Genomic DNA, 13,197 nt, shown 5'->3' with positions numbered 1-13,197 from the left:
GTGATGGGCACACTTCAGGAGAAAGTGAGGCGTTTTCAAAAGAAAACCATTACCGAGTTAAGAGACAGGCAAAATGCTGATGGTTCATGGACATTTTGCTTTGAAGGACCAATCATGACAAATTCCTTTTTTATTTTGCTCCTTACCTCACTAGGTGAAGGCAAAAATGAAAAAGAACTGATATCATCCCTTGCAGCCGGCATTCATGCAAAACAGCAGCCAGACGGCACATTTATCAACTATCCCGATGAAACGCGCGGAAATCTAACGGCTACCGTCCAAGGATATGTCGGGATGGTGGCTTCAGGATGTTTTCACAGATCTGAGCCTCACATGAAGAAAGCTGAACAATTTATCATCTCACATGGCGGTTTGAGACATGTTCATTTTATGACAAAATGGATGCTTGCCGCGAACGGGCTTTATCCTTGGCCTGCTTTGTATTTACCATTATCACTCATGGCGCTCCCCCCAACATTGCCGATTCATTTCTATCAGTTCAGCTCATATGCCCGTATTCATTTTGCTCCTATGGCTGTAACACTCAATCAGCGATTTGTCCTTATTAACCGCAATATTTCATCTCTTCACCATCTCGATCCGCACATGACAAAAAATCCTTTCACTTGGCTTCGGTCTGATGCTTTCGAAGAAAGAGATCTCACGTCTATTTTGTCACATTGGAAACGCGTTTTTCATGCACCATTTGCTTTTCAGCAGCTGGGCCTACAGACAGCTAAAACGTATATGCTGGACCGGATTGAAAAAGATGGAACATTATACAGCTATGCGAGCGCAACCATATATATGGTTTACAGCCTTCTGTCACTTGGTGTGTCACGCTATTCTCCTATTATCAGGAGGGCGATTACCGGCATTAAATCACTGGTGACTAAATGCAACGGGATTCCTTATCTGGAAAACTCTACTTCAACTGTTTGGGATACAGCTTTAATAAGCTATGCCCTTCAAAAAAATGGTGTGACCGAAACGGATGGCTCTGTTACAAAAGCAGCCGACTTTTTGCTAGAACGCCAGCATACCAAAATAGCAGATTGGTCTGTCAAAAATCCAAATTCAGTTCCTGGCGGCTGGGGGTTTTCAAACATTAATACAAATAACCCTGACTGTGACGACACTGCAGCCGTTTTAAAGGCGATTTCCCGCAATCATTCTCCTGCAGCATGGGAGCGGGGGGTATCTTGGCTTTTATCGATGCAAAACAATGACGGCGGATTTTCTGCTTTCGAAAAAAACGTGAACCACCCACTGATCCGCCTTCTGCCGCTTGAATCCGCCGAGGACGCTGCAGTTGACCCTTCAACCGCCGACCTCACCGGACGTGTACTGCACTTTTTAGGCGAGAAAGTTGGCTTCAAAAAAAAACATCAACATATTCAACGCGCAGTGAAGTGGCTTTTCGAACATCAGGAACAAAATGGGTCTTGGTACGGCAGATGGGGTGTTTGCTACATTTACGGCACTTGGGCTGCTCTTACTGGTATGCATGCATGCGGGGTTGACCGAAAGCATCCCGGTATACAAAAGGCTCTGCGTTGGCTCAAATCTATACAAAATGATGACGGAAGCTGGGGAGAATCCTGCAAAAGCGCCGAAATCAAAACATATGTACCGCTTCATAGAGGAACCATTGTACAAACGGCCTGGGCTTTAGACGCTTTGCTCACATATGAAAATTCCGAACATCCGTCAGTTGTGAAAGGCTTGCAATACCTTACCGACAGCAGTTCGCATAGCGCCAATAGCCTCGCGTATCCAGCAGGGATCGGATTGCCGAAGCAATTTTATATTCGCTACCACAGTTATCCATATGTATTCTCTTTGCTGGCTGTCGGAAAGTATTTAGATTCTATTGAAAAGGAGACAGCAAATGAAACGTGAATCTTATCAAACAGAGATGTTCAATTGGTGTGAAGCCCTGAAAGATCAGATTCAAAAGCGAGGTCAGCTTGACCAGTTTGAAGATCAAATCGACAAGATGATTGAGGCTCTGGAAGATGACCAAACAACAGAAGAAGATTGGTATAAACAGGCCGCTGCCCTTTATCGGGATATAACAGAATCAGATGATACAAGTGAAAGGCGCGCTTATGTCCCTATAGGGAAACACGTGCTGCCAAAGCTTCCCTACAAATACTCCGCCTTAGAACCTTATATTTCACGCGATATTATGGTCCTTCATCATACAAAACATCATCAAAGCTATGTCGATGGCCTGAACAAAGCAGAATCAGAGCTTAAAAAAGCGAGAGCGACAAAGAATTATGACTTAATCACTCATTGGGAAAGAGAGCTTGCGTTCCATGGAGCAGGCCATTATTTGCATAGTATTTTTTGGTTTTCTATGCATCCAAACGGAAAACGGCGTCCTACAGGGGCATTGTTCCAAATGATAGACCTTTCATTTGGAAGCTATTCCGCTTTTAAAGAACATTTTACCCAAGCCGCTAAAAAAGTGGAAGGCGTCGGCTGGGCCATTCTGGTCTGGGCACCTCGATCAGGACGGCTGGAGATTTTAACGGCAGAAAAACACCAGCTCTTAAGCCAATGGGATGTAATCCCCCTTTTACCGCTTGACGTATGGGAGCATGCCTACTATTTGCAATACAAAAATGACCGGGCCAGCTATGTCGATCACTGGTGGAATGTCGTGGATTGGCGCGAGGCTGAAAAACGTTTTGAGCAGGCAAAAGAAGTCGTTTGGAAGCTCTATTAAAAAAAGCCCCCTTTCCTCGGGGGCTCCGTGTTTTAAAAAATCCCTACCACATGCAAAAACACGATGATGATGGCAACAGGAGATAGATATCGAATGAGCAGCAGCCAAACCGCAAACCACTTTCGTTTGAGATTGGAACCGCTTTTCAGCTCGTCAAACAAATCCTGTTTCGGTATTTTAAGCGGGACAAAAATCGAAATCAGTAACGCACCTAACGGCATTAAAATATTGCTCACAAGATAGTCGGCCGCATCAAAAATAGACAGATGAAATATAGTGACGTCACTTAAGACACCGTATGATAATGCAGACGGCACACCGACAATAAAAATAGCAATTCCGCCTAACCAAGCGAATCGTTTTCTCTTATTGACATCGCCTTTCGACAGTACTGCGACCAAAATTTCCAGCATTGAAAAAGCAGATGTCAATGCAGCAAATAAAAATAGAAGTAAAAATGCTAATAAAAAGATAATTCCGAACGGCATTTGATTAAACACAGTCGGCAGCACGTTAAATAACAGAACCGGGCCTTGGTCTGGTTTGAGGCCGAATGAAAAGACAGCTGGAAAAATCGCAATTCCGGCCATTACAGCAACAAGCATGTTCATAACAGTTACAGATACAGCGGACTGTACCAGATTTTCCTGTTTCTCTAAATAAGCGCTATACGTTACCATGACAGATACACCGACACTTAATAAGAAAAAGGATTGTCCCATTGCATATAAAATGGTATTGGCATCAATTGCAGTTAAATCAGGCATCAGGAAAAATTTGATTCCTTCCATCGCGCCATCAAGTGTAACCGAACGCACCATTAAAATGATGAATAATAGAAAAAGCGCCGGCATTAATACTTGGCTTGCTTTTTCAATTCCGCTGCTTACCCCTTTTGCAACAACTAAAATTGTTACCACCATAAAGAGCAGCTGGCCTCCTACAGCCAAATAAGGATTTGAAATGGTACTTGCAAATATCGTATCAAAACCAGATGTTTGCGATAAACCGCCAGTGAAGCCTTTTATAATATAAATTAAAATCCATCCGCCTACGACACTGTAGAAAGATAGAAGAATAAAGCACGTCACCATACCTAAATAACCGATCCAATGCCACTTCGTTCCTGGAGCAAGTGTTTTATAGGACTGAACGGCATCTTTCTGTGTTCTTCTGCCTATGATGAATTCACCTAACAATAAAGGCAGTCCGATTAAAACCGTAAATAAAATAAAAATAAGTAAAAATGCGCCTCCTCCGCTGGTTCCGGCAACATATGGGAATTTCCATATCGCACCAAGCCCGATAGCTGATCCTGCCGCGGCTAAAATAAAGCCGAGCTTCGAAGACCATTGATTTGCTTCCTTCACCGTATCACTCCTATTTGATCTAACCATTATAAAGGTTCATTGTAAGAATATCTTCCTATATAGTCAAGAACATTTTAATTAGTTTACATTATATATCTATAGACATCTGCTAAAAACTAATATTGAATTATTCAGAAAATTATTTATAATAAGAGAATGTTATGAAATTTGTAAGAATTTCTGCTGAAGTTCTTGATAAGTGTGTTAGGAGTGTTTTTATGGACATCATTAGAAAAATAAGTCATTTTGCAGGACAAACCTTTGGCATATGGGTCATTGTTTTTGCAGTGCTGGGATTTTCTTTCCCATCTTTATTTACGTGGATCAGTTCTTATATTACGATTTTTCTTGGCATTATCATGTTTGGGATGGGCCTTACACTGCAAGCCGATGATTTCAAAGAGCTGGTCAGAAAGCCTTGGCAAGTTATTATTGGAGTAATAGCCCAGTATACGATCATGCCGCTCGTTGCTTTCGGCCTCGCATTTGGGCTTCATCTTCCAGCTCAAATCGCAGTTGGTGTTATTCTTGTCGGCTGCTGTCCCGGGGGAACTGCATCTAATGTTATGACATTCTTAGCAAAAGGAAATACTGCCCTTTCTGTTGCGGTTACGACAATTTCTACCTTATTGGCACCTGTTGTAACACCGTTGTTGATTATGCTGTTTGCCAAAGAATGGCTTCCTGTCTCACCGGGGTCTTTGTTTATCTCAATCTTACAGGCGGTTTTATTTCCGATCATTGCAGGTTTGATTGTCAAAATGTTTTTCAGAAAACAAGTAGCAAAAGCCGTACATGCCCTTCCGCTTGTTTCTGTCATTGGCATCGTTGCGATTGTCTCAGCTGTCGTCAGCGGCAATCGGGAAAATCTGCTTCAATCGGGGTTGCTCATTTTTTCAGTTGTTATCCTGCATAACGGTATCGGTTATTTACTTGGGTTTCTTTGTGCAAAGCTTTTAAAAATGGATTACCCGTCTCAAAAAGCGATCGCAATCGAAGTCGGCATGCAAAACTCCGGACTTGGGGCTGCACTTGCCACGGCTCATTTCTCACCGCTATCTGCCGTACCAAGCGCAATATTCAGTGTGTGGCATAACCTTTCAGGTTCTATGCTTGCAACATATTGGTCGAAAAAAGTGAAAAAGAAACGAGCTGGATCCAAAAGCAGCAATCTATCACTTTAAATATGCAAAAAAGGTACATCACTTTATCGTGATGTACCCTTTTTTATTATCCTTCTAATAAAAGCTGTTCAGGATCTTCCAGTAAATTTTTGATTGTCACGAGGAAGCCAACCGCTTCTTTACCGTCTACAATTCGGTGATCATAAGATAAAGCGATATACATCATCGGACGGTTTTCGAAACGCTCTTCATCAATGGCTACAGGGCGCAGCTGAATCTTATGCATGCCCAGTATACCGACTTGCGGGCTGTTTAAAATTGGAGTTGACATCAATGAACCGAAAGTCCCTCCGTTTGTAATCGTGAAAGAGCCTCCCTGAAGCTCGCTAAGGGTTAATTTATTGTTTCTTGCTTTTTTCGCAAGCTCGCCGATCTCTTTTTCGATTCCTGCAAATGTCAGGCGATCCGCATCCCGCACAACCGGAACGACAAGGCCTTCATCAGCAGCAACAGCGATTCCGATATCGTAGAATTTTTTAACGATCAACTCATCGCCTTGAATTTCTGCATTCAACAACGGATATTTTTTCAATGCAGCTACGACCGCTTTCGTGAAGAAAGACATAAAGCCGAGCTTCACTTCATTTTGCTCAAAGAATTGATCTTTGCGGCGTTTTCTGAGATTCATGACAGCCGTCATGTCCACTTCATTAAATGTGGTCAGCATCGCTGATGTTTGCTGTACCTCTACAAGGCGTTTTGCAATCGTTTGTCTGCGGCGTGACATTTTTTGCACTTCGACAGGTTTTTCAAAGCTTTGCTGTGCTTTTTGAGCCTGAGGCTGCTGCTTTTGCTGAGGAGCCGGTTTTGATGCCGGTTTTTCGTACGCTTCGACATCCTGCTTGCGCACTCTTCCAAGCGGATCTCCAGTTGGAACTTGAGACAGGTCAATTCCTTTTTCTCTCGCCAGCTTACGGGCCGACGGAGAAGCGATCGTTCTTGATTTTGCTTCAGATTGTGCTTCCTCGCTCACCTCTTGTGCAGCTGGTTCAGCCTGTTTCTCTTCTTTTACGCTTTCCTTGCTTTCTGCTTTCTCTGTAGGAGCAGGGGCAGAACTTTCACCCGCGCCTTCTGAAATCGTACCGATAATTTCTCCGACCTGGACGGTATCACCCGAATCTTTCAATACCTCTTGAAGTACACCCGATTCTTCTGCTGTCAATTCAACATTCACTTTATCCGTTTCTAGTTCAAGCAGATATTCACCCTGTTCTACATAGTCACCAGGCTGCTTTAACCATTGGGCTATTGTTCCTTCTGAGATTGATTCTGCTAATTCAGGTACCTTAATTTCCGCCATTTTTTCATTTCCCCCTTAGTTTTTGCGAGTCAAGCTATCAGATACAATACGTTCCTGTTCTTTTTTATGAACTGTCGGATCTCCCTCTGCAGGACTGGATCGTCTTCTTCGTCCAATATATTGAACGCTTACTCCCTCTGGTGCAATCTCTGTCAAATACGGGCTGATATAACCCCAAGCCCCCATGTTCTGCGGCTCTTCCTGCACCCAAACGATTTCTTTCAGGTTCGGAAGTTTTGCAAATAATTCTTTGACTCCTTTTGCCGGGAATGGATACAGCTGTTCGATTCTCGCAATGTGAAGCCACTCTTTACCGTCTTCTAACTTATTAAAATGATCACTGATGTCTATAGACACTTTACCGCTGGATAATACAAGTCTGGTTACTTTTTCATAGTCATGAGAAAGTCCCGACTGTTCATAAACAGGCTGGAAGCGGCTTTCGCTGAGCTCCTGCACTTCCGACACCGTATTTGGGTTGCGAAGAAGGCTCTTCGGCGTCATAATGACGAGCGGTCTGATTTCTTCACGAAGCAGCATTTTAGCCTGTCTTCTTAAAATATGGAAATACTGTGCCGCGCTTGTCAGGTTGGCAACCGTCCAGTTGTTTTCCGCTGCAAGCTGCAGGAATCGCTCGATTCTTCCGCTTGAGTGCTCAGGCCCCTGTCCTTCGTAACCGTGCGGAAGCAGCATGACTAATCCGGATTTTTGGCCCCATTTCGCGCGTCCGGCAGAAATAAATTGGTCAAAATACACTTGAGCAGCGTTGGCAAAATCTCCGTACTGTGCTTCCCACAAAACAAGCGTTTCCGGTGAATGCACGTTATAGCCGTATTCAAAACCGAGAACCGATCCTTCAGACAGCGGGCTGTTATGAACAGCAAATGATGTGCTGCAGTCAGATAAGTGATGAAGCGGCACAAATTCTTTGCCCGTCTCACTGTCATGAAGCACAAGGTTTCTTTGGGCGAACGTTCCGCGCTCGGAATCCTGTCCTGTTAAACGAATCGGTGTTCCGTCTTTCAAAATTGAAGCAAACGCGAGTGATTCTGCCAAAGACCATTCCACTTTTCTATCATCATCGAACGCCTTGGCGCGTCTTTCTAAAATGCGTTTTAGCTTGCCGAAAACATTAAATGACTCCGGCCAGTTGATCAATTCGCCATTCAGCTTGCGGAGCACATCAAAATCAATCGAAGTGTCCACATCTGGGAAACCGTTTGATACAGGCTCTGGAAGTTCAATTTCACAGGCAGTGTGTTCCTTTTTAGACGGAACTTTCTGATATGCATCCTCAATGCGCTTCGTTACCGATTTTTCGATGTTTTGAACGACTTCCTCGGTAAGCACGCCTTCTTTTACCAGCTTTTCAGCGAAAATTTGTTTGACGGTCGGATGCTTTCTGACAGCATCATACAGCATTGGCTGAGTGGTTGACGGTTCATCCATTTCGTTGTGTCCATAGCGTCTGTACCCGATCAAATCAATCAGAAAATCCTTGTTGAATGTTTTTCGGTATTCGACCGCAAACTTAACAGCTGAAAGACAAGCTTCAGGATCGTCCGCATTCACGTGAACAATCGGAATTTCATAACCCTTGGCCAGGTCGCTGGCATATTTTGTCGATCTGGATTCAGCGCTTTCTGTTGTGAATCCGATCATGTTATTGGCGATAATATGAATCGCACCGCCTACTTGATACCCTTTTAAAGAGCTTAAATTCAATGTTTCAGCTACAATTCCTTCCCCAGGGAATGCAGCGTCTCCATGGATTAAAATGGCCAGCGATTTTGTTTCATCTTGTACCGGGTACCCGCTTTGTGTTCGCGTTTCCTGTGCTGCTCTTGTGCTGCCTTCAACAATCGGATTGATAAATTCCAAGTGGCTCGGGTTGTTCGCTAACGTAATGCGCGCTGATTTTGTTTCAGCGTCTTGAAGCTCCCGATTCGCCCCCAAATGGTATTTGACATCCCCTGTCCATCCGTAGCTGATTCCAATTGATCCCTCAGACGGGACAAGATCTTTATTCGGCGCATGCTGGAATTCAGAGAAGATGATTTCATACGGTTTGCCAAGCACATGTGCCAAGACATTCAGGCGTCCCCTGTGCGCCATCCCGATGTTGACGCTTGTCGTGCCTGATTTGACAGATTGTGCAATAATGTCATCAAGCACTGGAACAAGAGCGTCCAGACCCTCAATGGAAAAGCGCTTCTGCCCGACGAATGTGCGGTGTAAAAACTGCTCAAATCCCTCTACTTCTGTCAGTCTTTCCAGCACAGCCGACAGCTTTTCAGCTGAGTTCTTCTGGAACAGCTCGCCAGATTCAATCTTTCTTGTCAGCCACTCGCGCTCTTTGAAGTCATGCACATGGTCAAATTCAAAAGAGATGGTTCTTTTATACGTATTTCGTAAATACTGAATGGCTTCTAAACCGTTCGTAATGTTTTTAGGAGCGTCTTTGCAGATGACAGACGCAGGTATTGCTTTTATTTCCTCTTCTGTTAGCCCGTAATCGGATAATGGAAAAAGTTCGCTCTTTTTCTCATCCTTTCTGAGCGGATTGACGGAAGCGTTCAAATGGCCATAGGTTCGGATATCTTCTGCAAGTCTGACTGCGGATGCGATCTTTTGAATCAGATCGGCTGTAACACGTCCCTTTTCTTTTGTTCCCGAGGCCTCTTTTATATCGCTTGGCGGAGCACCGAGCTCGTCGAACATTTCCTTCAAATCCGGGTCAATGCTGTTCGGATCCTGGGTATACTGATCGTAAAGCTCCAGCGCATAGCCGAGGTTCGGACCGTAAAAATCTTCCCAATTCATTCGTTGTTTCATACTATTTTGAAACATTTGAATATTACCCCCAACTTAAATAATCAAGTGATTGATTCACTATCTTGAAATAACTTTCGAACGCTGTGTCCAAAATTATGTAATAAAAACGCTTCCAACGATATTTTACCACTGTTTGCAATTTGATTCTACCTTGATTGTTCACAAAATAGTAAAAAACCTTTATAAAAAACAAAAAATTTAATCATTCGAAAAAACAAACGCCAAAAAGCATAGGATTAAGGGCTATCCTATGCTTTTATGAAGCAGTTTTTTCAAAAGCGGATATAAAACATCCGGTAGCTGATCAACATCCGGGACAAATATACTGAATTTTCCGTACATATCCTGAATCGTCTTCATTTGCGATTCTTCTATTTCTGAGTTGGAGAGAAAAACATTTATCACTTCTATTCCTCTTTTTCGGGCTTCGATAACCGCCTCACTTGTATCGACGATCCCATTTTGTTCGTAGCCAAATGCGGCCGGCTCTCCATCTGAGAAAACAATTAAGAACTTTTGCGCCTCGCTGCGATGCAGCATTTTTTTCGTCATCTGCCTAATTGCGTACCCGTCACGGTTATCTTCTTCTGGCTCAAGCTGCATAATGGCCGGTCCAGAATCTTGTCTTAATGATGATTGGAAGGGAATAACCGTATTGAAATAGTTTGGCTGGCTTGTTTCGGTTGCATCATTTGTGTCCTCCCAGAAACCGACAATCTGATGCGGAACCGCTACCGATTTCAGCGCTTCGTGAAACAGCACGATTCCTCGTTTTGTTTCGTCCATTTTGTCGAACATGCTGGCGGAACAATCGACCAGCAATGTAAAAACTGCGTCAATTTCTGAAGACGGTTCTTGCTTTTTGTAGAACAGGCGCGGATTTCGCTCAGTGAAGTAACGAAGAAGCTTATTGTTCAGTCTCCCGGCATGAAGATCTGTTCTCGGCAATGTTTTTTTATGTTCAAGTGTTTTTTGAATCATTTGTTTCAAACGCTTTTGATACGATTCAATCGTTTTTGCCTGCTGTTTATAAGAAAGCTCTTCTTCACTGGTTGCCGGCTGCGGTTCTTTATAAATTGGAAATGCATATTTATTTTCTTTGCCGTCAGCCGTACCCGCTCCGTTCGGCTGGTCTTTTTGGGACTCCAGCGCTTCCAGCTTGGAATAGTCTTTCCGTTTCGTTTGTCTGGCTGATCCTTGAACAGAGCCAAGGGCCTGATCTCCATCGTCGCCTTCCCTTGAAGCATCTTTTCCTAAATCTGATTTTGCGCCGTGTTCAATATCAAATTGAAGGAAGCTTTTAGACGGTGCTTCTGTTTCCCGGTGCCATGTCGGCATTTCTTCTTCATGGATATCCTCATCACCGTCTGATTTTTTTGGAAGCGTGATGTCATCACTCAGCTTCGGCGCTTTTTTCTCCTCTTCAAATAACGGCTGTTCTGCAGCTTTTGCGTAGTCAAGCTCAGGCAAGAAGAAGTAGGTGTTCAACATGTCTTTATCGAGCACCTCTTCAAGCCCATCCATGAGGTCCTCAACAATTTTCAGAACCTGCCGTGTCGAATCTGCTTCATACACACGCAAGAGCTGCTGCTCAATAAACGGGCGCATCAAATCGATATCTTCACGCATGGACGGAAGGGTCTCAAGCGGCGATTCCGCTGTGAGCTTGACATAGATCGCGCAAAAGAGCGCATCGGTAAAAATGCTTCGTTCCAAATTTAAGGTCAGCTGGGTTGAGAAATGTTTTCTGTACATGTCTTTTCGCTTCGCAAATACATGTTTCGTACCCGGGCGCTCACGTTTGATGCATTCTTCGATCCTAATGTCTTCAAGCAGCATAAAGAGCTGCTTGGCAAAACTTTTAAACGTAAGATGGCGATGGATATCATTCAAAAAGTTCGCAAACTCATGCAGCGAGCTATATCTTGTTCCGACTGAACGCAGGTAGACGTCGCTTTTCAGACCCGCTTCCATGTCCTCAGCTGCCCTGTCTTTCCAAAAGTGGCTCATATAGATTTTCTTTTCAAATGGATTGTAATAGGACTGAACGCCATACTCCACTTCTACCGCTTCACTCTTGGTGAGTGTTTTGGCCAAATCAGTCAGCATCATAAATAAAAATGAATCAATCGTGCTGTCGTTAAATTTGATAAATTTCATCGCAGCCCCCTCATTCAAATAGAGTTTCTGCAATATTTCGGACGGCCGCTTTTTCCCGATCATCATCAAGCTTTTCTACAATTCCCCGCTCAATGGCACGACGCGGCGGAATATAAGCAGCTAAATCACATGTATCGAGTAAAGCTCTGATGGATGCCGCTTCTTCAGACACCTGTCCGTTATTGGCCTGAACGATCAAGTCAGAGGAAAGCGTGATAAATCTGTCAATCAATTTCTCGTCTTTCAGGGCTGACTGAGACATGAGCACTTGTTTCAGCAGCTCGCCTTTAATATAAGGCACATCAATGATGACAAAACGGTTTTTCAACGCTTCATTCAGAGGAACAGTTCCGACATAGCCTTCATTGATGGCTGCAATGACTCCGAAACCGCTTTTAGCCCGTATGACCTCGCCTGTAAACGGATTTGTCATCATTTTTCTGTAATCTAATACACCGTTTAAAATAGGCAGTGTTTCTGGCTTCGCCATATTGATTTCATCTATATAAAGAAAATGGCCTTCCTTCATTGCCTTTGTAACAGGTCCTGAAACAAACTCGATTGTCGCCTGGCCAGATTGATTTTCAATCGTTTTATAACCGACCAATGCCTCAGCATCCAAGTCGACTGAACAGTTGACGCTGTGCATCGGTTTATGAAAATAGCTGGACAATGTTTCTGCCAACTTTGTTTTTCCTGAACCTGTAGGCCCTTTCAGCAGGACATTTTTCCCCATGGCTAATGCAATAATGGCGTCAAATAGAATGGCTTCATCCTCCGCCTCATAGCCTGATGTTCCTATAAGCGATTGAAACTCCGGGGAAATAGGCTGCTCTTTATATGATAAAAGCTTTTGTTGTATATCTTCCGGCAATGTTAAGTGCTGTAGTTGAGTTGTCATAGACAGATTCCCTTTCCTATTCATATTCCATTAACGAGTATACTAAAAAAGCCCCTGTATGCTCAATACAAAAGGGCTTGGATGATATTACTGCTTCTCGTTATTTCCCAAAAGGGCTCCGCAGACAATACGCGCACCGGAATTGCCGCTTGGGTTTGTCAGATAATCGTCCGCTTGTTCATGAATAATAAATGCACTTCCGTCCTCGTCGAGAATATTTAGTTTACTTCCTTTTTTCAGTGAAGTGTCAGGCGCATTCATTATGACATCTACCTTTCCATCAGCACCGACTTCAAGGTTCGGCAGATCTCCGGCATGATGCCCCATCGGATTATTGAAGCCGTGTTCTTTGTTCAGCGGATTAAAGGGACCGCCCGCTGATTCAAAATCCGGCCTGACACAAGAACCTTTCTCATAAATATGAAAACCGAGAGAAGCACCTGGACGCAGGCTGTTTGCGGAAATATGAATATCGAGGCCTTCATCATCTGATTCTTTGATCTCTATAAAGCCGACTGCTTTCCCTTCACGATTGACCAACTGGACATGATGACCAAACGCTGACGTTTCAACCACTTTTTTTTCCGGCACCCGGTTAGGAGGGTCTGGAGGTTTTTTTTGTCCGCATCCGGCAACTCCCAGTGCCGTCAGCATCATCAACAGCAAGAGACGGTACATACTGTCTCCCCCTTGTTTTTTCTAACAGTGTG

9 protein-coding genes are annotated in these 13,197 nt (G+C 43.8%); 3 read left to right on the top strand and 6 right to left on the bottom strand.

From position 1 onward, the window contains the following. The first annotated feature begins 3 nt into the window (after positions 1 to 3). On the top strand, positions 4 to 1,902 hold the full coding sequence (gene sqhC / locus BGM23_RS11605) for a sporulenol synthase (protein ID WP_046663357.1): 1,899 nt from the start codon (positions 4 to 6) through the stop codon (positions 1,900 to 1,902). Beyond that, positions 1,892 to 2,737 (top strand): superoxide dismutase, encoded by an 846-nt coding sequence (locus tag BGM23_RS11600; RefSeq protein ID WP_015714097.1) that lies wholly within the window; start codon positions 1,892 to 1,894, stop codon positions 2,735 to 2,737. The genes sqhC and BGM23_RS11600 overlap by 11 nt, the downstream gene beginning before the upstream one ends. Before the next feature lie 32 nt (positions 2,738 to 2,769). On the opposite strand, the gene BGM23_RS11595 is transcribed toward BGM23_RS11600, so the two are convergent. Then, a complete protein-coding gene (locus BGM23_RS11595; protein ID WP_014477075.1) occupies positions 2,770 to 4,107 on the bottom strand; it encodes a sodium-dependent transporter in 1,338 nt (445 codons plus the stop codon). Positions 4,108 to 4,325: 218 nt separating this feature from the next. Here BGM23_RS11595 and BGM23_RS11590 point away from each other — a divergent pair, with 218 nt between their 5' ends. Then, positions 4,326 to 5,291 carry a bile acid:sodium symporter family transporter gene (locus BGM23_RS11590; protein ID WP_029726822.1) on the top strand — a complete coding sequence of 322 codons (966 nt, stop codon included), beginning with the start codon at positions 4,326 to 4,328 and terminating at the stop codon, positions 5,289 to 5,291. Positions 5,292 to 5,337: 46 nt separating this feature from the next. Here the strand turns inward: BGM23_RS11590 and odhB are convergent, their stop codons facing one another. From odhB to BGM23_RS11565, 5 genes are all read right to left on the bottom strand, one after another. Beyond that, positions 5,338 to 6,591, bottom strand: a complete 1,254-nt coding sequence (gene odhB, locus BGM23_RS11585; protein ID WP_014480026.1) for a 2-oxoglutarate dehydrogenase complex dihydrolipoyllysine-residue succinyltransferase — start codon at positions 6,589 to 6,591, stop codon at positions 5,338 to 5,340. A 15-nt stretch (positions 6,592 to 6,606) separates the two neighbouring features. Further along, a complete protein-coding gene (gene sucA, locus BGM23_RS11580) occupies positions 6,607 to 9,441 on the bottom strand; it encodes a 2-oxoglutarate dehydrogenase E1 component (protein ID WP_015483337.1) in 2,835 nt (944 codons plus the stop codon). A 228-nt stretch (positions 9,442 to 9,669) separates the two neighbouring features. Further along, a complete protein-coding gene (locus tag BGM23_RS11575) occupies positions 9,670 to 11,586 on the bottom strand; it encodes a nitric oxide reductase activation protein NorD (protein ID WP_029726821.1) in 1,917 nt (638 codons plus the stop codon). 10 nt (positions 11,587 to 11,596) lie between these two features. After that, complete coding sequence (locus tag BGM23_RS11570) at positions 11,597 to 12,511, bottom strand: ATP-binding protein (RefSeq protein WP_015251896.1); 915 nt, start codon at positions 12,509 to 12,511, stop codon at positions 11,597 to 11,599. Between the two features lie 63 nt (positions 12,512 to 12,574). Beyond that, a complete protein-coding gene (locus BGM23_RS11565) occupies positions 12,575 to 13,165 on the bottom strand; it encodes a superoxide dismutase family protein (protein WP_015251895.1) in 591 nt (196 codons plus the stop codon). Positions 13,166 to 13,197: the final 32 nt, after the last annotated feature.

Source organism: Bacillus sp. FJAT-14266 (genome assembly GCF_001719225.1).
Classification (GTDB): Bacteria; Bacillota; Bacilli; order Bacillales; family Bacillaceae; genus Bacillus; species Bacillus subtilis.
Note: the sequence above shows the minus strand (reverse complement) of the source record. Positions and strands in the feature narration are given on the sequence as shown.